This window comes from Stenotrophomonas sp. STEN014 (assembly GCF_056760315.1).
In genome coordinates this window covers 103,218-123,717 of the sequence record NZ_JBRREN010000009.1, presented here as the reverse complement: position 1 = coordinate 123,717, position 20,500 = coordinate 103,218, and the positions used below count along the sequence as shown (strand labels likewise).

Here is a 20,500-nt window from a genome sequence, read left to right as displayed (position 1 = left end):
TCCGTGAGCGTGCCGTGTCGTGACCGCGTTACCGGCGTGGGCCTTCCGGGGGCGGCGGATCGGAGGATTGCAGGGCTACCGGCAGGTGCCAGCCAAAATGCATGGCCATCATCCGCAGGCCGAAGCACAGGCCGGCACCGGCCAGGGCGCACGGCACCGGTGCCAGTTCCAGCCAGTAGCCGAGGGCGACCACCGCCGCGCCGGCGAGCGCGGCCACCGCATACAGCTCGGCCTGCAACACCAGCGGCACCTGGGCCAGCAGCACGTCACGGGCGATGCCGCCACCGATGCCGGTGAGCATGCCCAGCGCGGCGGCCATTGGGGGATCGATGCCATACGACAACGCTTTTTGCGTGCCCGCCACGGCGAACAGGGCCAGTCCCATCGCATCGAACATCCGCACCGGGAACTGCAGGCGTTCGATCATCGGCGCCCAGAAGAAGGTGACGGTGCCGGCGGCCAGGGTGATGGCCGGGTAGCGCCAGTCGCTGATGGCCGCCACCGGGGTGGCGCCGATCAGCAGGTCGCGGGTGATGCCGCCGGCCAGTGCGGCGGCAAAGGACAGCACCAGCACGCCGAAGATATCCAGGCGGCGGCGTACGCCCATCGTCGCCCCGGACAGGGCGAAGACGAAGGTGCCGATGAGGTCGAGGATCAGGACGAGCGTGTTCATGCGGCTATTGTGGGCGCTGCCCGTCGCCGCGGCCATCAATCTGGTCCGACGGCGGAACTACGGGTCCGTCCGCCGGCGTGCGGCAATGCCGGACGCCGGCCGGCCCCAAGCCGTTGCGGAGGGGGCGATCCCGCCACATGCCTCCTTGCCGGCGGGACGCCCGGAGGGCACGGGCCGGCGGCAGGGCGTAAAATGTGCGGCTGGAACCCCCCGCCAGCCCCAAGCAAGCGAGCACGCCGTGACATCGATCAAGCAGGAAGATTTCATCCAGTCCGTAGCCGACGCACTGCAGTACATCTCGTACTACCACCCGGTCGACTACATCAAGAACCTCGCCGCCGCCTATGAGCGCGAGGAGTCGCCGGCGGCCAAAGAGGCCATCGCGCAGATCCTGATCAACTCGCGCATGTGCGCCGAGGGCCACCGCCCGATCTGCCAGGACACCGGCATCGTCACCGTGTTCCTGGAAATCGGTATGAACGTGCGCTGGGACGACGCCACCATGGGCGTGGAGGACATGGCCAACGAGGGCATCCGCCGCGCCTACGCCTACCCGGACAACAAGTTGCGCGCCTCGGTGCTGGCCGACCCGGCCGGCAAGCGCACCAACACCCGTGACAACACCCCGGGTGTGGTCAACATCAAGGTCGTGCCCGGTGACAAGGTCGACGTGATCGTCGCCGCCAAGGGCGGTGGTTCGGAGGCCAAGAGCAAGTTCGCCATGCTCAATCCGTCCGACTCGATCGTGGACTGGGTGCTCAAGACCGTGCCGACCATGGGCGCCGGTTGGTGCCCGCCGGGCATGCTCGGTATCGGTATCGGTGGTACCGCCGAGAAGGCGATGCTGCTGGCCAAGGAGGCGCTGATGGAGCCGATCGACATCACCGATCTGCAGGCCCGTGGGCCGTCCAACCGTGCCGAAGAGCTGCGCCTGGAACTGTACGAGAAGGTTAACGCGCTGGGCATTGGCGCGCAGGGCCTGGGCGGCCTGACCACGGTGCTGGACATCAAGGTCAAGGACTTCCCGACCCACGCGGCTAACCTGCCGGTGGCGATGATCCCCAACTGTGCCGCCACCCGCCACGCCCACTTCACCCTGGACGGCAGCGGCCCGGTGATGCTGGACCCGCCGTCGCTGGAAGACTGGCCGCAGATCACCTACGACGCCTCCAAGGGCACCCGCGTGGACCTGGACAGCATCACGCCGGAAGAAGTGGCCAGCTGGAAGCCGGGCCAGACCCTGCTGCTCAACGGCAAGCTGCTGACCGGCCGTGACGCCGCGCACAAGCGCATGGTCGACATGCTCAACAAGGGCGAGCCGCTGCCGGTGGACCTGAAGGGCCGCTTCATCTACTACGTCGGCCCGGTTGATCCGGTGCGTGACGAAGTGGTGGGCCCGGCCGGCCCGACCACCGCCACCCGCATGGACAAGTTCACCCGCCAGATCCTGGAGCAGACCGGCCTGCTGGGCATGGTCGGCAAGGCCGAGCGTGGCCCGGCCGCGATCGAGGCCATTCGTGACAACAAGTCGGCCTATCTGATGGCGGTCGGCGGTTCGGCCTACCTGGTGTCCAAGGCGATCAAGGCCTCCAAGGTGGTCGGTTTTGCCGACCTCGGCATGGAAGCGATCTACGAGTTCACCGTGCAGGACATGCCGGTGACCGTGGCGGTGGACTCCACCGGCGAGTCGGTGCACAAGACCGGCCCGCGCGAATGGCAGGCCCGCATCGGCAAGATTCCGGTGGTGGTCGAGTAAACCGCCGGCGTTGCTGACGAGACCGAAACGGCCCGGGTTCTGCCCGGGCCGTTTTGTTTTCCGGCGAAGGCTCAAGGCGCAGGGGCACCGGCGCCGGGGGTATCGATAGAATGCGGTTCCGCCTGCCACAGAGAACGCCATGTCTGTCGTGCTGTATGGATCGCAAAGCAGTGCCTCGCTGGTGGTGCACTGGCTGCTGATCGAGCTGGGCATCGACCACGCGTTGCGCCAGCTGGACTTCGAGCGTGGCGAGCAGAAGTCGCCGGCGTACCTGGCGATCAATCCGGCCGGGCGCGTGCCGGCGTTGCTGCTCGACGGGCAGGTGCTGACCGAGTCGGCGGCCATCGTGATGCATCTGGCCGATCTGCATCCGCAGGCCGGGCTGGCACCGGCACCGGGAACCCCGGCGCGCGGCGATTACTACCGCTGGATGTGCTTCTGCGTGTACACCCTGATGCCGGCGTATCGCAGCTGGTTCTACCCGCACGAACCGGCCGGCGAAAACCACAGCGAGGCGGTCCGGGAACGGGCGCGCGTGCAGCTGGAGGCGGCGTGGCAGCAGGTCGCCGACCAGCTCACCCGCGCCGGTCCGTACCTGCTCGGTGAGCGGCTCAGCGCCGTGGATTTCATGCTGACCATGCTGATGCGCTGGAGCCGCAACCTGCCGCGTCCGAGTGACCGCTGGCCGGCGCTGGCCGCGCATGCCGCGCGCATGAAAGCCCGGCCGGCGTTTGCCGAGGTCTACCGGCGCGAGGGCATCAGCGACTGGCGCTGAGCCGGGGCGCTTGGCGGCAGCTTTCAGTCCACGTGGTCCTGGTACCTGCGCCCTCCCTGGAACGGCATCAGGTGCTGGCTGACGATGCCCTTGGGCACGGTTTCCAGCTTCATCACGCCGTATTCCTCCGGCCACTGCGCCTGGTCGCGCGGCAGTTTGAAAGTGCCCATCAGCATGTCCACCAGCGGCAGATGGATGGCGTAGTTCACATCCACATAGTCCTGCTGCCGGGCGTGGTGCCAGTGGTGGTAGCGCGGCAGTACCAGCAGGTATTCCAGCCAGCCGAAACGGATGCCGAGGTTGGCGTGCGCCAGCACTGCCTGCAGCCCGACCAGGATCACGTAGGCGTTCACCGCCGGCGTGGAGAAGCCCAGGATCAGCAGCGGCAGCAGCACCGCGCTGCGGGTCAACACGATCTCGACGAAATGGATGCGCGAGCCGGCCAGCCAGTCCATGTGCCGGCTGGAATGGTGCACCGCGTGGAAACGCCACAGCCAGGGAATGTTGTGATAGGCCCGATGCAGCAGCGCCTGCGCCATGTCGGCCACGAACACGGCGATCAGGAACTGCGCCCACACCGGCAGTGACTGGATCAGGTTCTTCAGCGCCGGGAAGGCGGCCAGTGCGGCAACCGTGGAGGTCGAGGCGGTGACCAGGATCAGGATGAACTGCACCAGCACGTGGCTCATGAAGAAGTAGGCCACGTCGGTGCGCCAGCCCGGCCGCAGCGGCGACAGGGCGCGCTTGCCCAGATAACGTTCCAGCGGCACGAACACCAGCGCCGAGAAGAACAGCGACAGCACGAACCAGTCCAGGCCGAGCGAGTAGGGCGTCTGGCCGATGGCGTCGAACTGCACATTGGTGCCGCCCAGCAGCACGGCCAAGGTGGCACTGCCCACGCCGAGTGTGGCGATGCGCTTGTTGCGGTCGCGCAGGATCGCCATCGTGCCTAGGATGAACGCGGCCACCAGCCCGACCAGCAGCAGGTGGCGCGCGAACTGCTCGTTGTAGACCGCGCGGAACTCGCGGCTGGTCAGCAGTTCGGGAAAGTGGAAGCAGGCCACCGCCAGCAGACTCAACAGGCCCAGCAGGGCCGAGGTGTAGGCGAAGAACGAACGGTACTTGCGGGGCATGCGCTGACTTCCTGTCGGTGTGGCGGGATTTTGCCTGCAGGATCTGCGCAGGGAAAGTGGAGCGGTGGCCAGACGGTGTGCCGTGGCAGTTGGAGCGTTGGCCGCGCTTCACGCCGATAGCTCGGTCGCCGGGGTAGGTTCTCCTGCAGCCCGCGCGTTGGCCGCGGCCGGCAGGTCCGCAATGATCATTGGGGAGGACATGTATGAGTGTGCTGGGTGTTCCGGCGAGTGCGCAGGATCATGTGGCCGGGAACCTTGCCGCTCCGGTCGTGCTGGTGGAATACGGCGATTACCAATGCACGGCGTGCGGCGAAGCGTTTTCGCTGGTCAAACGTCTGCAACAGCGTTTCGGCAGCTCGCTGTGCGTGGTTTTCAGGCACTTCCCGTTGCAGCTGTCGCATCCGCAGGCCTGGGCAGCGGCGGTAACGGCCGAATATGCAAGCACATACGGGCGCTTCTGGCAGGCGCATGACGCGCTCTACAGCGCCCAGCCGCAGCTGGGTGAGGAATTCTATCGGGAGCTGACCCGGGAGCTGGGAATGTCCGAAGAGGGGCTGGTGGCGGCGCAGGAGGATCCGGCCTACCGACAGCGTATCCAAGCCGATATAGACAGCGGCATGCGCAGTGGTGTCACCGGCACGCCGTCATTCTTCATCAACGATCGCGCGTTCTTGCCACGACAGCATCTTGAGGAGTTGTACGAGGCGATCCTCGCCGTGGGTGGTAAGACGTTGTAGAGGGCCGGGGGCGGGAGCGCCAAGGTCCGTCGCCCCGTGGGGCTCAGAGCAGGGCGTTCACGGTTTCCGGTGGGCGGCACAGTGCGGTGCCTTTGGCCGTGCGCACGATCGGGCGGTTGATCAGCGCCGGGTGCGCGACCATGGCGTTGATCAGCGCCGCCTCGTCGTCCAGCTGCGCGGCCAGCCCCAGCTCGCTGTAGGCGGCCTCCTTGCTGCGCAGCAGGTCGCGGGCGGGCATGCCCATTTCGGCCAGCAGGGTCCGCAGTTCGGTCGCAGGCGGTGGCGTATCCAGGTAGTGGATGACCTCCACCTGCACACCGGCCTCCTGCAGCAGCGCGAGCGCACCACGTGAATTGGAACAGCGGTTGTTGTGCCAGATTGTCGCTTTCATTGCCTCAGAACCACTCCAGTAGCGAGACACCGACGCCGACATAGGTCGCGCGGTGGTTGTAGTCGATCATGCTTTCGCCGTAACCGTCGAACACCTGCACATGACCACGCAGCAGGTTGTTGATCGGAAAGCCGTAGTCCAGCTGCAGCGAGCCGTGCGCGCGGTCGCCGCTGCGCAGCGAGTGGCGACCGGTCAGGGCCACTTCATGGCCGTTGCGGTTGTAGATGACGCTGGCATCGCCACGGCCCATGTAATCGTCGATATCCGGGTTGTTGTCGTCCTTGCGCCCTTCCGGAATGCGGTACCACGGGCGCAGCATCACTGCCCAGTTCTCGCGGTCCAGACCGACGTTGAGGATCACCCGGTTCCAGCTGCGCGAGAGCGGGTCGCTGCGGCCGTTGGACTGGTGGTTGAAGCTGACTGCGCTCATGCGGCCGTTCCAGCCGAACAGCGAATAGCCGTTGCGGAAGGCCAGCATCACTTCCGGCTCGTAGTTGGTTTCACGGAACGGGCGCGAGATTTCGCTGTTGTAGGCCTGCCAGCGCGAGCTCTGGGTGTAGCCGACCCAGAGGTCGCCGTTGTCGCCGAACAGGTTCTCGGCCACCTTGGTCTTGAAGCTGAGCTGGAACTTCAGCTCGGTGCTTTCCAGCTCCTCGGCCTGGGTCACCGAATTGGCCGGGTTGGGCGAGCGCGGCATCACGTTGGGCTTGCTGGTCCAGAATGCCGGCAACAGGTACACCGGCTTGTAGGCACGCAGCTGGAAACGGCCCAACTTCGAATCCCTGGCCAGTTCCCAGCGGCTGTCCCACAGCGAACCGCGCCCGGCGTTGGCCGCGGCAGCGGCCAGGTCGTCATGTGCGAACAGCTCGTTGCGTCGCGGCAGCGGCTCGTCCAGGGCCTTGGCGGTGGCTTTGGCTTCCTTGCGTGCCTGCTGTGCGGCAACGGCGGCGGCATCGGCGGCGCGGGTATCGGCCGGCGAGCGTCCCAGTGCCTTGTCGTAGCAGGCCAGCCGGCTGGCATCGGAGTCCAGCGCGAAACAGGCCTGTGGCGATGCCGGATCGGTGATCGATTCCTGTCCCAGCGCGTAGGCGCTGGGTCCGCTCAGAGCGAGCAGGATGGCGAGATGAAGCGGGAGGCTGCGCATGGGCATGATCCGGTCGCGGAAAGTTGAAGCCTGCTTCGGATGCGGGCCATGGAAGGATGTCCGCTGCGGAGCAAGTGGTCAGGTCAGGCGGGATTGTCGGTGATTGTCTCGTGCAGGGGGAGTCATGAGACACCGGCGGCCCGCTCAGAAGAACCACGCCACGGCGAAAACGCCGAGCATGGCTACCGCCAGGCCAAGTTTCAGCGCGACCCCGAGCACGATGCCCAGCCACGTGCCGAGTCCGACCTTGGTGGCCTGGCCGAGCTTGCGCCCGTTGATGTATTCGCCGGCCAGCGCACCGGCGAACGGTCCAACGAACAGGCCGATCGGCATGAAAAACAGGCCGGCCACGGTACCTATCGCCGATCCGACCAGGGCCAGCTTGCTGGCTCCGACCCGCTGTGCGCCGATCACCGTGGACAGCACGTCGATCACCACCGAAATCGCGGTCAGGACGCCCAGCAACAGCAAGGGGAGCCAGCCGACCCGGTCAAACCCGTCGGTCCACGCCGCGACCAGCAGCCCGGCGAACACCAAGGGCACCCCGGGCAGCGCCGGGAGAATGACGCCTGCGATCCCGGTCACAACCAGCAGTCCGGCCAATACGTACAAGATGAATGAATAGTCCATAGGGGTCCGGCTGATGGGTCAAAAGGGGGTTGACAGAGTGACTTTTACCCGATTGCAATTTCATTTGTCCCGGGTTAAGTTGCAGCCGCTGAGCTTGGCAAGGTCACCGTGAATCGTGGCCTGATGGGTAGATCGAACGATTTGCTGCATCGTTGCACCTCGCTTCCTCCTTGCAGTCAGCCGCCTTGCGGGGCGTATCCATCAAACTCAGAGCTACAGGGAGTTAGTCGAGATGTCTGATCGCGAAACCGGTACCGTCAAGTGGTTCAACGACGCCAAAGGCTTTGGCTTCATCAGTCGTGAGAATGGTGAAGACGTTTTTGTGCACTTCCGCGCCATCCAGACCCAGGGCTTCAAGAGCCTGAAGGAAGGTCAGCAGGTCACCTTCACCGTGGTCCAGGGCCAGAAGGGCCTGCAGGCCGACGCCGTACAGCCGGTCTGATACGCCGCTGGCGGCAGTAAAAAGGCCCGCGCGAGCGGGCCTTTTTGCTTGTCCGTGGAGCATTGCCAATCAACGCAGTACGACGCGCCCGTTGACCACGCGCACATAGGTGTTCTCGCGGATGCCGCCCAGATCCTTCTGGTTGACCACGATCACGCGCCCGTCATCCATGCGGACCTGGATGTCATACGAATTGCCGGTGACATTCTGCTGGATCTTGTTGCCGGCCAGAGCGCCGGCCGCGGCGCCGGCTACGGCGGCGATGTTCTTGTTGCCGCGGCTGCCGCCCGTGTGATCGGAGATCTCATGGCCAGCCACCGCGCCGACGATGCCACCCAGCACCGCGCCGGTCGCCGCCGGTGCGGTGCGGCCCGATGCCACGGTGTCGATGCGGGTCACGATCCCGCAATCACGGCACTGGTTCTGGTTGTAGCCATTGTTGCTGTTGCCGTAGCTGCCGCCATTGTTGTAGCCGCCGCCGTAGCCGGGCGACGTGGCGCAACCGGCCAGAGCCAGACTGGCGATGGCGCCTGCAGCGATCAATTGAATTTTCATGGTGTTGCTCCTTGCCAGATGGGGATTACGGGCATGTGGTTTTGCCCGGCACCCGGATCGTGTCGTTTCGCACGTGAATGGAGCGCCAACCACGGGTGAATTGGGTGCGGCTTACTTGAAGTCCTGATGGCAGGCCTTGCAGTCACTGCCCAGCTTCTGCAGGGTGACGGCGAGCGCCGTACAGTCGCTTGGCACGCTGGCCAACGCATCATTGAGTGTGGCGCGGAACTGGCTGGCATGCTGCTGGAAGCGCGCATCGTCCTTCAGGCCGGGGAAGGCCAGATCCAGGTCGTTGGACAGGGCGCGCAGCGTCTGCAGGCGCGGGGTCACGTCGCTGGGCGCACAGCGGTTCTGCTTCTGGCTTTCGCCGAGCAGCTGCGATTGCTTGGCCAGTACGGTCATCAGGCTGTCGGGAAAATGGTCCTGGCGCTCCTGGATCGCACGCATCGCCATGACCGTTGCCACCACCCCGAGCAGCAGGCCGAGAACCAGGATGAACAGATAACGGGAGGCCTTGGACTGGGTGCGGACGGGATCGGACATGCGGGTGTCTCCGGACAAGGAATGCCGATGGTACGACGCACGGACTGCTGCCGACCACGGTTAAAATGGGAGCATGAAAGAGTCATTGCGTGAACGCTTTGCCGGTATCGACCGGCTGTATGGTGCCGGGACCATCGAGCACCTGTCCGGCTGCCGGGTCGCGGTGATCGGCATTGGCGGGGTCGGATCGTGGATTGTCGAGGCGCTGGCGCGTTCGGCGGTCGGGCATCTGACCCTGATCGATGCCGACGACATCTGCGTCTCCAACACCAACCGCCAGCTGCCGGCACTGGCTGGCCAATATGGACGCAACAAATCCGTGGCGATGGCCGAACGCTGCCGGGCGATCAATCCCGAGATCGAGGTCGAGGCCGTCGAGGCGTTTTTGACCGTCGCCAATATGGCCGAGCTGCTGGATCGCCGGTTCGATCTGGTGATCGACGCCTGTGACAGTTTCCGGGTCAAGGTCGAGGCCATCGCCTGGTGCCGGCGGCGCAAGCTGCCGATGATCACCGTGGGGGCGGCCGGCGGACGTACCGATCCAACCCTGGTACGGGTGCGGGATGTCTCGCGTACCGAGCACGATGCGATGATGGCGTTGATCCGCAAGAAGCTGCGTGCCGAGTTCAACTTTCCGAAGAATCCGCAGCGGTATTTCGGGGTTTCGGCGATCTACTCGCTGGAGAACGTCAAGTATCCGCAGGCTGATGGCAGCGTCTGCGGGCTGCGCCCCAACCTGGGCGCGGATGCGGCGCTGAAGCTGGACTGCGGTGCCGGGCTGGGTGCGGCCACCCACATCACCGGGGCATTCGCCTTTGCCGCCGTCGGCCGTGCCCTGGAAATGCTGCTCAAGTCCCGCGACAGGGCCGCTGCCACTTCAACGGCGGCGATGGCCGTGGTCGAGTAAACGCGTTTCCCGGTCAATGACCGGGCAGGGCGAACAGGCGACGGGCGTTGGCGGTGGTCTGCGCGGCGATCTCGCCAGCCGGCTGCTGGCGTAGCTGTGCCATCACCTCGAGAATGGCCGGCAGCCGCGCCGGCTCGTTGCGCTGGCCGCGGACGGCGGCGTCCGGCTGGTCCGGGGCATCGGTCTCCAGCAGCAGGTACTCCAGGGGCATCTGTGTGAGCAGGCCGCGCAAGCGGTTGGCGCGGTCGTAGGTCACCGGGCCACCGAGGCCGATCAAAAAGTCCATCTCCCACAGCTGCCGGGCCTGTTCGGGGCTGCCGGAAAAACTGTGGACCACGCCGCGCAGCCCGCCGATCCGCCGCATCGTGTGGATCACCTCGTCGAGGGCGCGGCGTGCATGCACGATCAGTGGCAGGTCGAACTCGCGCGCCAGTACCAGCTGTCCGTTGAAATAGGCGCGTTGCGCATCCGGGTCGAGACCGTCGACGAAGAAGTCCAGTCCGCATTCGCCGATGGCACACGGACGTTCCCGGGTGATCCAGTCGCGCAGCTGGTCCAGGTGTTCGGGCCGATGCTCGGCCACAAACATCGGGTGCAGGCCGTAGGCTGGATACAGCCCGCTCTCCAGTGTGCAGACCGTGCGCAGCTTGGGCCAGCGGGCGGCGGTAATGGCCGGGACGATCTGTACCGTCACGCCCGCGGCGCGCGCACGTTCGATCAACGCGGCACGGTCTCCATCGAACTCGGGCGCGTCCAGATGGCAGTGGCTGTCGATCAGCTGCACGGTTCAGCGCTTGCGTGCAATGACCGCAGGCTCGATGGCTGGATCCTTGCGCCGCTTCCAGTTGGCCAGCAGCAAGGTGCCCAGTGCGAACAGGATTTCATCGATGAACGGGATGGGATCGGGCAGCAGCATGCTGATCACGAACAATGCCGCGGTGATCTTGAACAGGGTCGGGTAACGCAACTTGCGTGCCCAGGACATCAACGGCAGCAGTATCGGGCTGGACATGTGGGTGGCCTGCGGGAAGAGGAGGGAGACGGTCGCAATATTGCGACGAAGCCTGAATTTTGTAAGGGGCAGATGCGGAAATACCTGCCTCTGTTCAGCATTATCATGCTGGAATCCCCCCCCAGTCAGCGCGGATGGACCGCAAGGAGCCGACGATGAAGAGCAACACCACAACGATTCTGGTCGCCGCCGGCGCGCTGCTGGTGGGCGGTATTGCCACGGCGGCTTTCATGAGTGGGCGCGACAGGGCGCCGCTTGCCGCCGGCACCGAGGGGACGACTCCGGTGCTGGACAATTCCGCCTTCACCGACGATGCGGCGGTCAGCGATGCGCTGGCTGCCGGTGGCAAGCTCGACTACGCCGATGTGCTGAAGGTCGCTCCGGTGACACAGAAAGAGCGCGCCTATGCCACGGTGATTGGTACCGAACCGGTGCGCGAAACCTCCACCACCACCGTGCCGCACGAGGTCTGCGAGGATATGGTGGTGCAGGAGCGCCTGCCCGAGCGTGATGGCAATGTCGGTGGTACGGTCGCCGGCGCGGTGATCGGTGGCCTGCTGGGCAGCCAGGTCGGTGGCGGCAACGGCAAGAAGGCCGCGACGGCCGCCGGTGCGGTCGCCGGTGGTGTGATCGGCAACCAGGTCGACAAACGTCACGTCGGTGGTCGCGTCGTCAGCCGCACCGAGCGCCAGTGCCGCACCGAGAACACCACCTCCGAATCCTCGCGGGTAACCGGCTACAACGTCACCTACCGCAATGCCGACGGTAGCACCGGCACCATGCGGATGGACAGCAAGCCCGGCAACCGCATTGCGATGGGCAACACCGATCAGACCATCGGCTACGACGTGACCTACCGTCACGACGGCGCTGAAAAGACCGTCCGTATGGAAAGCCGCCCGGCCAGCGACCGCCTACCGGTCATCGATGGCCAGGTGGTGACGCAGACTGCCAAAGTGGATGCAGGTAGCAGCCGCCAGTAATCGCAGTACTGTCGCGCATAACAAAAGGGCCGGCTTTGCCGGCCCTTTTCTGTTGCCGGCCTCCCGGAAATTGCTGCAGGCGCACTTTCCAACGGCCAGTGATTGCGGTGTGATGAGGGCGCATACGTTGTACCGGCCGCCACCTTCTGGAACCGTATCAATGGTGAAACCTGACGCTCCGTTGACTGTGCATGGCATGTCGACTTCGGGCAATTGTCACAAGGTGCGCCTGCTGCTTGAGCAGCTTGGCGGGCGCTATCGATGGATCGAGGTGGACAGCGCCGGTGGTCAGACCCGCACGCCGCAGTTCCTGGCGCTCAATCCCAATGGAAAAGTGCCGGTCGTGGAACTGGGCGACGGGCGCGTGCTCACCGAATCCAACGCCATCCTGTTCTGGCTGGCCGAAGGCACGCCCTTGCTGCCGGTTGATGGCTGGCAGCGTGCGCAGGCGCTGTCGTGGATGTTCTTCGAGCAGTACAGCCATGAGCCGTATATCGCCGTGGCCCGTTTCATCAGTGGCTGGGCACCGGACGACTCCCCACGCCGCGATGATCTACCGCGCCTGCGCGAACACGGTCATGCCGCACTGGCGGTGATGGAGCGGCACTTGTCGCTCGCTACCTGGTTTACCGGGCCCGACTACGGCATCGCGGACATCGCCCTGTTCGCGTACACCGCCGTTGCCGAAGACGGGGGCATTGCGCTGTCCCCGTATCCGGCCATCCAGCAATGGCTGCAGCGGATACGCGCGCAACCCGGCTTCGTGGCGATGCCCGCACCGGAGGCGCAGGTGCTTGCCCGTATCGCCACCCACTGCTGAACCCCCTTTCCCCCGCCCAACGCGACTGTCACGTGGAGTCTGTCTGCATGTTTGCCCGTGTACCGAATCCCCTTCCGGCCCGCATGAAGGGCCTGAACCGCGCCGAGATCTGCGATACCAATTTCATCGAATTCGTAACGGGGCTGGGCCAGGGGCATGGCGAAGGGCCGCAGGACGGCGCGCCGGTGCTGCCGGGTAGCGCACTGGACGCCCGGGGCTTCCGCGAACTGTTCGAATCACAGCTGATCAGTCGTCATCTGGACCTGATGGCGCGGGTGTTGCGCGTCCAGAACAAGGTCTTCTACACGATCGGCTCCTCCGGGCACGAGGGCAATGCGATGGTCGCGCGCGCTGCACGGCACACCGATCCGGCCTTCCTGCACTACCGCTCCGGCGGCTTCATGGCCGAGCGTTTCCGCAAATTGCCGGGCCTGGACCCGGTGATGGATTCGGCCCTGTCCTTCGCCGCCAGCAAGGATGATCCGGCCAGCGGCGGCCGCCACAAGGTGTGGGGCAGCAAGCCTTTGTGGGTGTTGCCGCAGACCTCGACCATCGCCTCGCACCTGCCCAAGGCGCTGGGCACGGCGATGGCGATCGAAGCCGGCAAGCGCGTGGGACATGCGCTGCCGATTCCCGACGACAGCATCACCATCTGTTCCTTCGGCGATGCATCGGCCAACCACGCCACCGCGCAGACCGCGTTCAATGCCGCCGCGTGGAGCAGTTTCCAGAAACTGCCGGCGCCGGTGCTGTTTGTCTGCGAGGACAACGGCATCGGCATCTCGGTCAAGACGCCGGAAGGCTGGATCGCCGAGAGCTTCCGCCATCGCCCGGGTCTGGACTATTTCCATGCCGATGGGCTGGATCTGGCCAGTGGCTATGCCGAGGTGCAGCGTGCGGTGGAGCATTGCCGCAAGACCCGGCGACCGACCTTCCTGCATCTGCGCACCACGCGGCTGATGGGCCACGCCGGTACCGATTTCGAGATCGAATGGCGCGCGCTGGAGGAGCTGTGCGCGGTGGAGGCGGGTGATCCGCTGCTGCGCTCGGCGCAGATCGCGGTCGAGTCGGGGCTGATGGACAAGGCCGAGGTGCTGGCGCTGTACGAACAGACCCGAAAGCGCTGCTTTGCCGCCGCCGAAGCGGCCGACCAGCGCCCGCGCCTGACCGGGCTGGCCGAGGTGATCGCTCCGCTGGCGCCTTACACGCCAGACAAAGTACAGGCGGAGGCCAGGCGGGGCGACTACCGCGAGCGGCGCCTGCAGGTGTTCGGCAGCGATGCGGCCTTGCCGGAGAGCCAGCCGCCGAAGCATCTGGCCGTGCAGATCAACCAGGCCTTGCACGACCTGTTCGCCAAATATCCGGAAACGGTGCTGTTCGGCGAGGACGTGGCGCAGAAAGGCGGCGTCTACACGGTGACCAAGGGCCTGCAGAAAGCATTTGGGCCGCGCCGGGTTTTCAACACCCTGCTGGACGAGACAATGATCCTGGGTATGGCGCAGGGGTTTGCCAACATGGGCATGCTGCCGCTGCCGGAAATCCAGTACCTGGCCTACCTGCACAATGCCATCGACCAGGTACGCGGCGAGGCTTGTTCGCTGCAGTTCTTCTCCAACGACCAGTACCGCAACCCGATGCTGATCCGCATCGCCGGGCTGGGCTACCAGAAGGGCTTCGGCGGCCACTTCCACAATGACAACTCGATCACGGCCCTGCGCGACATTCCCGGATTGGTGGTGGGCTGCCCTTCGCGCGGCGACGATGCCGTGGCGATGCTGCGCACCTTGGCGGCGCTGGCCAAGGTGGACGGCCGGGTGTGCGTGTTCCTCGAGCCGATCGCGCTGTACATGGGCAAGGACCTGTACGCAGCGGGAGACGGGCAGTGGCTGTTCCCATACCCGGCCCCGGAACAGGCGCTTACCCTCGGTGAAGGACGTGTTTACGGTGCGGGAAGCGAGGATCTGGTCATCTTCACCTATGGCAACGGTGTGCCCATGAGCCTGCGTGCGGCCAAGGCCATCGAGCAGGCGCAAGGCTGGAAGGTGCGGGTGGTGGACCTGCGCTGGCTGGTGCCGCTCAATGATGCCTGGATCGCCGCGCAGGCCAAGGGTGCCAAGCGGATTGTCGTGGTCGATGAGGGGCGGCATAGCGGCGGTGTCGGTGAAGGGGTGATCACCGCGCTGGTCGAGGCCGGTTACGGGGACATTCCGCTGCGGCGGGTGACCGGTGTGGACACCTATACACCACTGGCCAGCGCCGCGTTGCTGGTGTTGCCGGGGGAGAACGACGTGGTGGCCGCAGCGGCGCAGCTTGCGTCAGACACCGCGGGCGCATGAACTCGGCTTCATGCGCGCCGGCGACAGGCAGTGGCGGTTTCAGGGGGAGTGAAAACGGCCATCTTCCTTGGGTGGGCACGCTCCTTCATCCACCGCGAAGGCGTGCCCGGCTAGTGTCTATCCACTTTTCATGACGAGGTCGCCATGAGCCCCTACAAGATCGCGGTTTTCGTTGGCAGTCTGCGCAAGGAGTCCATCAACCGGCGTCTGGCCCATGCGTTGGAAAAGCTGGCTGGCGACCGCGCCAGCTTCGATTACATCCAGCTCGATGACATCCCGCTGTACAACCAGGATCACGACAGCCGGTTTCCGGCCCAGGGCACACGGCTGAAGAACCAGGTGCGCTCGGCCGATGCGGTACTGTTCATCACGCCCGAGTACAACCGCTCCATTCCCGGGGTGCTCAAAAACGCCATCGATACCGGTTCCAGGCCACAGGGGGACAATGCGTTCCAAGGCAAGCCGGCGGCGCTGATCGGCGCCTCCTTCGGCAGTGCCGGTACCGCCATGGCGCAGCAGCACCTGCGCAACGTGCTGGTGGCGGTGGGCTTGGCCGCAATGGCGCGGCCGGAGGCCTTCGTGCAGTTCAAGGAGGGGCTGATCGAGGCGGACGGCACCGTTGCCAGCGAAGGCACGCGCAAATTCCTGCAGGGCTTTCTGGATGCCTTCTTCGACTGGATCCAGACCCAGCAGCCCAGGTGACGGCCTGGCGCGGCCCCGGTAGCCCCATTCACGGTCGGTACGTGCCCGGGCGTCGGGTTTTGCGATAATCATGTCCCCGGCATTGCAATGGTGCCGGGGACTTTTCTGTATGGCCACCCACGTCCGGTACGCCAGCGCCCCCGCGCGGGGTTGGTTTGTGGACAGGTTGTCCACAGAGTTGTCCGTATCCCGGTGGCCGATGCCCACCTAACATGGCCGCACGGCCTTACTGCAGGAAATACGCTTTTCATGTCCGCCCGCACTGGTTTCCGTTCCGACCGTAAAGACCGCGCTGATCGTGCCGATCGCAGCGAGCAGCGCATCGACGCCTTGCGTGTGCCCCCGCATTCGGTGGAAGCCGAGCAGGCTGTGCTCGGTGGCCTGATGCTGGCGCCGGAAGCCTACGATCGGGTCAACGAGGCGCTGACCGACAAGGATTTCTACCGGCGTGACCACCAGCTGATCTACCGGGCGATCTGCGAATTGTCCGAGCGCGATCGTCCGTTCGATGCGGTGACGCTGGGTGAGTGGTTCGAATCGCAGGGCAAGATGGAGTTGATTGGCGATGGCGCCTACCTGATCGAGCTGGCCAGCACCACGCCATCGGCCGCCAACATCAGCGCCTATGCCGAGATCGTGCGTGACAAGGCCGTGCTCCGGCAGTTGATCCAGGTCGGTACCGACATCGTCAACGACGGCTTCCAGCCGGAAGGGCGGGACAGTGCGGAACTGCTTTCGGCGGCGGAGAAGCAGGTGTTCGCCATTGCCGAGCAGGGCGCCCGTGGCCGTACCGACTTTGTGGCCATGCCCGGCGCACTGAAGGACGCGTTCGAAGAGCTGCGCAACCGCTTCGAGAACGGCGGCAACATCACCGGACTGCCGACCGGCTACAACGATTTCGACGCGATGACCGCCGGCCTGCAGCCGACCGATCTGATCATCCTGGCCGCGCGTCCGGCAATGGGCAAGACCACCTTTGCGCTGAACATCGCCGAATATGCGGCGATCAAGTCCAAGAAGGGCGTGGCGGTGTTCTCGATGGAAATGTCGGCATCGCAGCTGGCGATGCGCCTGATTTCCTCCAACGGCCGCATCAACGCCCAGCGGCTGCGCACCGGCCAGCTGGAGGACGAGGACTGGAGCCGCGTCACCGGCGCGATCCGCATGCTGAAGGAAACCAAGATCTTCATCGACGACACGCCGGGCGTGTCGCCGGAGATCCTGCGATCCAAGTGCCGACGTCTGAAGCGCGAGCACGATCTGGGCCTGATCGTGATCGACTACCTGCAGCTGATGAGCGTGCCGGGCAACAGCGAAAACCGCGCGACCGAAATTTCGGAGATCTCGCGCTCGTTGAAGGGTCTGGCCAAGGAGCTGAACGTGCCGGTGATCGCCCTGTCCCAGCTCAACCGCTCGCTGGAAACGCGTACCGACAAGCGCCCGGTGATGGCCGATCTTCGCGAATCCGGCGCTATCGAGCAGGACGCGGACATGATCGTTTTCATCTACCGCGACGACTACTACAACAAGGAAAATTCGCCGGACAAGGGCCTGGCCGAGATCATCATCGGCAAGCACCGTGGTGGCCCGACCGGCTCGTGCAAGTTGAAGTTCTTCGGTGAATACACCCGCTTTGACAACCTTTCGCACGACTCGGTGGGATCGTTCGAGTAAGTGGCCCGCTCAGGGGCGCCCTTGGCGCTCCTGGGTCAGTTTGCCCAGCACCTTGACCGCGAATCCCCCGCCGGGCACGGCGGCCGAAGCCATTTCCGCGCCCAGTTCGAACAGCATCTCGCGCGACATCACGGTATCGAGCTTGTCGCGGAACCACTGGCCGTCCTCGACCACCTCGCCGGTCAGGCCGTCGATTTCGATCACGCCGATCTTGCCGGCGCCGGTCCACAGATATTCGAAGGCGAATACCGGGCGGAAGTACAGGTTGGCGCTGACGAATTCGAGCAGGTCATTGTCGATGCGATGCGCGTCGATGGCTTCGGCGGCCAGTTGCGACTTGATCACCTGCACCACCGAGGCGAACGGCATCTGCGGCGCGATACCGCCAGATAGATCCAGTTGCTGCTGCTCGATCGCGCGGTAGCGCTCCACGTAGCCCTGCAGCTTCGCCTGGCGGATCGGCCGCTTCAGTCCGTCCTGGTACAGGCTGGTATCGATCTTGCGGTGGCAGCGTTCGTTGACGGTCAGCTCCACCCGGGGCTTGTTGCCATTGGCGAGCACTTCGAACGTCTGCCCGGCGATTTCCAGCTGGCGCGCGTAGGGATTGGCGATCTGCAGCGGATACACCGCCTCGTGCAGGTAATCGATCTCGCGCCGCGCGGCCACATACCAGAACGGCTCATAGCGCAACTCCGACTTGGACAGGTTCACGGTCTCGGTCTTGGGCCGGTTCAGCGGATTGAGCCGGGCCAGCGTGCCAAAAGCGGACAGCTTGCTCTTCTCGGCTTGTTCCTCGGCCGCGCGCGCTGAGTACACTTCATCGAAAACCAGAATCCGGTAGACCGATGCGGCCGGATTGAGCTGCGTTTCCATCGAGTATTCCTCTCTCTGGCGGCGGCCGGTAAGGGCGTCCGGGCCGCGTGGCCGGGTTGTCCCGGAGATGATGGCACAGCATCCCGGGCGCTCTTTTCACGGCGCGACGACCTATCATGAGCGCCTTCAAATCGACTGGTTCTGACTGAAGATGTCCGTTGCGTTGGTATGGTTCAGGCGTGATCTGCGCCTGCAGGACAATCCGGCATTGCAGGCGGCGCTGGCTGCCGGGCACGACCCGGTGCCGGTGTACGTGCATGCGCCGGCGGAGGAGGGGACGTGGGCGCCCGGCGCGGCTTCCGACGCCTGGCTGCATCGCTCACTCGCCGCGCTGGATGCCGATCTGCGTGCGCGTGGTTCGCATCTGGTGATCCGCCGCGGCCCCAGTGCCGGGGCCTTGCAGCAGTTGATCGCCGAAACCGGCGCCCAGGCGGTGTACTGGAACCGCAAGTACGAGCCTGTCACCCAGCCGCGTGATGCGGCGATCAAGCGCGATCTGCGCCAGCAGGGACTGCAGGTGGAAAGCCACAACGGCTATCTGCTGTTCGAACCCTGGGAGCTGACGACCCAGCAGGGCGGCCCCTACAAGGTATTCACGCCGTTCTGGCGCAATGCGCTGAGCCGCTGGCGTCTGGCGGAGCTTTGCGCTGCGCCGGATACGCTGGCCGCGCATGGGATCGATGGATTGCCCCTGGAGGCACTGGGCCTGGCGCCGCGATTGGCCTGGGACGCCGGTTTCTGGGAGCGCTGGCAGCCCGGCGAGGCCGGTGCGCAGCAAACGCTGGAGGTGTTCACCGACGGTGCGCTCAATGGCTATTGCGAACAGCGCGATCTGCCGGACCGTGTCGGTACCTCCCTGATCTCGCCCCATCTGCATTTTGGCGAGATCGCACCGTGGCGCATCGCCCATGTGCTGGAGGGAATGCGTAGTGCCGGTCGCAATGCCGATATCGACGGCTACCTGCGCCAGCTGGGCTGGCGCGAATTTTCCTGGCATCTGCTGCATCACTTCCCGCAGACCTCGGATGCCAACCTCAATCCGCGTTTTGATGGCTTTGCCTGGGCGCCGCCGCAGCAAGCATTGTTGGAGGCCTGGCGGCAAGGACGTACCGGCATCCCCATCATTGATGCCGGCATGCGCGAGCTGTGGGCAACGGGCTACATGCACAACCGGGTGCGGATGCTGGTGGGCAGCTTCCTGTGCAAGCACTTGCGCATCCACTGGCTGCAAGGCGCGCGCTGGTTCTGGGACACGCTGGTGGATGCCGATCTGGCCAACAACAGCATGGGCTGGCAATGGATCGCCGGCACCGGCGCCGATGCGGCGCCGTACTTCCGCGTGTTCAATCCGGTCACGCAGGCGCAGAAGTTCGACCCGCAGGCGCGCTACATCACGCGCTGGGTGCCGGAACTGGCGAAGTTGCCGGTGAAAGCGCGCTTTGCGCCGTGGCTGTCGCCCGGATTGCTGGCGGAAATGGCCCCGTCGTATCCCGCACAGCCGCTGGTGGATCTGGCAGAAGGCCGGGAGGCGGCGCTGGCGGCCTATCACCTCTGCCGTTAGCCGCTTTCGTTCCCGTGGCAGCTTTATGAATGGATGCCATGGGTAGGCGATTTTCATCATGTCCGGATTGCGCAGTGCTGTTTATGCTGCGCGGGCAAATCCCCGCTGGCCCGGCCGGCTCATGAAGGAGACTCAGATGATCCCACTTACCGTTGTTCGCAATCTTTCCATTGGTCTGGTGGCCGCTGCCGTCCTTTCGGCCTGTGCCACCGGTGGTTCGTACGTGCAGAGCGACCAGTACGGCAACCCTTCGCAGCAGCAGAACCGTACCGGCAAGGGCGCGCTGATCGGTACCGCCATCGGCGTAGCCGCCGGCCTGTTGAGCGGTGACAGCGCCACCGAGCGCCGTCAGCGCGCGATGGTGGGCGCCGGTATCGGTGCATTGGGAGGCGCCGCGGTAGGCAACTACCAGGACCGCCAGGAGCGCGCATTGCGTGAGCGCACCGCCAACACCGGTATCGATGTTCAGCGCCAGGGCGACAACATCACCCTGAGCCTGCCCGATGGCATCACCTTCGATTTCAACAAGACCTCGCTCAAACCGCAGTTCTACGGGGCGCTCAACGGCGTGGCCAGCACCCTGCGCGAATACAACCAGACCATGATCGAGGTGGTCGGGCATACCGACAGCATCGGCACCGATGCGGTGAACAACCGCATCTCCAAGGAGCGCGCCGATGCCGTGGCCGCCTATCTCACCGCCCAGGGCGTGCAGCGTGAACGCATCGAGACGCTGGGCGCGGGCAAGGCCTATCCGATTGCCGACAACAGCACCGAAGCCGGTCGCGCGCAGAACCGCCGCGTCGAGATCCGTGTGATCCCGCTGCGTTCGTGATCCATCGGTAGTTGATCC

General features: G+C 65.2%; 22 protein-coding genes. 12 read left to right on the top strand and 10 right to left on the bottom strand.

The genetic code is table 11. The features are described 5' to 3' along the window. Positions 1-28: 28 nt before the first annotated feature. Entirely contained in the window at positions 29-673 is a 645-nt protein-coding gene (locus ACVOMC_RS12990; protein WP_481524288.1) for a trimeric intracellular cation channel family protein, read from the bottom strand. Positions 674-911: 238 nt separating this feature from the next. On the opposite strand from ACVOMC_RS12990, the gene ACVOMC_RS12985 reads away from it, so the two are divergent. Both ACVOMC_RS12985 and ACVOMC_RS12980 read left to right on the top strand, forming a co-directional pair. Further along, complete coding sequence (locus ACVOMC_RS12985) at positions 912-2,429, top strand: fumarate hydratase (RefSeq protein ID WP_481524287.1); 1,518 nt, start codon at positions 912-914, stop codon at positions 2,427-2,429. Positions 2,430-2,568: 139 nt separating this feature from the next. Next, entirely contained in the window at positions 2,569-3,204 is a 636-nt protein-coding gene (locus ACVOMC_RS12980; protein ID WP_481524286.1) for a glutathione S-transferase family protein, read from the top strand. Between the two features lie 23 nt (positions 3,205-3,227). Here the strand turns inward: ACVOMC_RS12980 and ACVOMC_RS12975 are convergent, their stop codons facing one another. Continuing rightward, complete coding sequence (locus ACVOMC_RS12975) at positions 3,228-4,337, bottom strand: sterol desaturase family protein (protein ID WP_481524285.1); 1,110 nt, start codon at positions 4,335-4,337, stop codon at positions 3,228-3,230. A 203-nt stretch (positions 4,338-4,540) separates the two neighbouring features. On the opposite strand from ACVOMC_RS12975, the gene ACVOMC_RS12970 reads away from it, so the two are divergent. Further along, complete coding sequence (locus ACVOMC_RS12970; RefSeq protein WP_481524284.1) at positions 4,541-5,074, top strand: DsbA family protein; 534 nt, start codon at positions 4,541-4,543, stop codon at positions 5,072-5,074. A gap of 43 nt (positions 5,075-5,117) precedes the next feature. Here the strand turns inward: ACVOMC_RS12970 and arsC are convergent, their stop codons facing one another. From arsC to ACVOMC_RS12955, 3 genes are all read right to left on the bottom strand, one after another. Beyond that, positions 5,118-5,465 (bottom strand): arsenate reductase (glutaredoxin), encoded by a 348-nt coding sequence (gene arsC, locus ACVOMC_RS12965; RefSeq protein WP_481524283.1) that lies wholly within the window; start codon positions 5,463-5,465, stop codon positions 5,118-5,120. 4 nt (positions 5,466-5,469) lie between these two features. After that, positions 5,470-6,609 (bottom strand): phospholipase A, encoded by a 1,140-nt coding sequence (locus tag ACVOMC_RS12960; RefSeq protein WP_083468479.1) that lies wholly within the window; start codon positions 6,607-6,609, stop codon positions 5,470-5,472. A 144-nt stretch (positions 6,610-6,753) separates the two neighbouring features. Beyond that, positions 6,754-7,239 carry a DUF456 domain-containing protein gene (locus ACVOMC_RS12955; protein WP_054659173.1) on the bottom strand — a complete coding sequence of 162 codons (486 nt, stop codon included), beginning with the start codon at positions 7,237-7,239 and terminating at the stop codon, positions 6,754-6,756. Between the two features lie 232 nt (positions 7,240-7,471). Between ACVOMC_RS12955 and ACVOMC_RS12950 the strand changes: the two genes are divergently transcribed. Further along, positions 7,472-7,681, top strand: a complete 210-nt coding sequence (locus ACVOMC_RS12950; RefSeq protein WP_054658958.1) for a cold-shock protein — start codon at positions 7,472-7,474, stop codon at positions 7,679-7,681. Between the two features lie 69 nt (positions 7,682-7,750). Here the strand turns inward: ACVOMC_RS12950 and ACVOMC_RS12945 are convergent, their stop codons facing one another. Continuing rightward, complete coding sequence (locus tag ACVOMC_RS12945) at positions 7,751-8,236, bottom strand: glycine zipper 2TM domain-containing protein (protein ID WP_481524282.1); 486 nt, start codon at positions 8,234-8,236, stop codon at positions 7,751-7,753. Positions 8,237-8,347: 111 nt separating this feature from the next. Beyond that, positions 8,348-8,779 carry a cytochrome c gene (locus tag ACVOMC_RS12940; protein WP_481524281.1) on the bottom strand — a complete coding sequence of 144 codons (432 nt, stop codon included), beginning with the start codon at positions 8,777-8,779 and terminating at the stop codon, positions 8,348-8,350. A gap of 73 nt (positions 8,780-8,852) precedes the next feature. Here ACVOMC_RS12940 and ACVOMC_RS12935 point away from each other — a divergent pair, with 73 nt between their 5' ends. Then, positions 8,853-9,686 (top strand): tRNA threonylcarbamoyladenosine dehydratase, encoded by an 834-nt coding sequence (locus ACVOMC_RS12935; RefSeq protein WP_481524280.1) that lies wholly within the window; start codon positions 8,853-8,855, stop codon positions 9,684-9,686. Positions 9,687-9,699: 13 nt separating this feature from the next. Here ACVOMC_RS12935 and ACVOMC_RS12930 read toward each other — a convergent pair whose 3' ends face one another. Both ACVOMC_RS12930 and ACVOMC_RS12925 read right to left on the bottom strand, forming a co-directional pair. Further along, a complete protein-coding gene (locus ACVOMC_RS12930) occupies positions 9,700-10,470 on the bottom strand; it encodes a TatD family hydrolase (RefSeq protein ID WP_481524279.1) in 771 nt (256 codons plus the stop codon). 3 nt (positions 10,471-10,473) lie between these two features. Next, a complete protein-coding gene (locus ACVOMC_RS12925) occupies positions 10,474-10,698 on the bottom strand; it encodes a DUF6116 family protein (protein WP_054658963.1) in 225 nt (74 codons plus the stop codon). 155 nt (positions 10,699-10,853) lie between these two features. Here ACVOMC_RS12925 and ACVOMC_RS12920 point away from each other — a divergent pair, with 155 nt between their 5' ends. From ACVOMC_RS12920 to ACVOMC_RS12900, 5 genes are all read left to right on the top strand, one after another. Beyond that, entirely contained in the window at positions 10,854-11,681 is an 828-nt protein-coding gene (locus ACVOMC_RS12920; RefSeq protein ID WP_481524278.1) for a glycine zipper 2TM domain-containing protein, read from the top strand. A 160-nt stretch (positions 11,682-11,841) separates the two neighbouring features. Then, a complete protein-coding gene (locus ACVOMC_RS12915; RefSeq protein ID WP_481524277.1) occupies positions 11,842-12,501 on the top strand; it encodes a glutathione S-transferase family protein in 660 nt (219 codons plus the stop codon). 47 nt (positions 12,502-12,548) lie between these two features. Then, positions 12,549-14,837 (top strand): thiamine pyrophosphate-dependent enzyme, encoded by a 2,289-nt coding sequence (locus ACVOMC_RS12910; protein WP_481524276.1) that lies wholly within the window; start codon positions 12,549-12,551, stop codon positions 14,835-14,837. A 144-nt stretch (positions 14,838-14,981) separates the two neighbouring features. Further along, entirely contained in the window at positions 14,982-15,539 is a 558-nt protein-coding gene (locus ACVOMC_RS12905) for an NADPH-dependent FMN reductase (RefSeq protein ID WP_054658701.1), read from the top strand. Between the two features lie 249 nt (positions 15,540-15,788). Beyond that, positions 15,789-17,213 carry a replicative DNA helicase gene (locus ACVOMC_RS12900; protein WP_481524275.1) on the top strand — a complete coding sequence of 475 codons (1,425 nt, stop codon included), beginning with the start codon at positions 15,789-15,791 and terminating at the stop codon, positions 17,211-17,213. Positions 17,214-17,222: 9 nt separating this feature from the next. Here the strand turns inward: ACVOMC_RS12900 and ACVOMC_RS12895 are convergent, their stop codons facing one another. After that, positions 17,223-18,086 carry a hypothetical protein gene (locus tag ACVOMC_RS12895; protein WP_481524274.1) on the bottom strand — a complete coding sequence of 288 codons (864 nt, stop codon included), beginning with the start codon at positions 18,084-18,086 and terminating at the stop codon, positions 17,223-17,225. Between the two features lie 151 nt (positions 18,087-18,237). Between ACVOMC_RS12895 and ACVOMC_RS12890 the strand changes: the two genes are divergently transcribed. Together ACVOMC_RS12890 and ACVOMC_RS12885 are read left to right on the top strand one after the other, a co-directional pair. Then, the gene (locus tag ACVOMC_RS12890) at positions 18,238-19,647 is read left to right on the top strand and encodes a cryptochrome/photolyase family protein (RefSeq protein WP_481524273.1); all 1,410 of its coding nucleotides are present in this window, start codon (positions 18,238-18,240) and stop codon (positions 19,645-19,647) included. A gap of 136 nt (positions 19,648-19,783) precedes the next feature. After that, positions 19,784-20,482 (top strand): YiaD family glycine zipper/OmpA-like lipoprotein, encoded by a 699-nt coding sequence (locus tag ACVOMC_RS12885; protein ID WP_054658707.1) that lies wholly within the window; start codon positions 19,784-19,786, stop codon positions 20,480-20,482. Positions 20,483-20,500 lie beyond the last annotated feature (18 nt).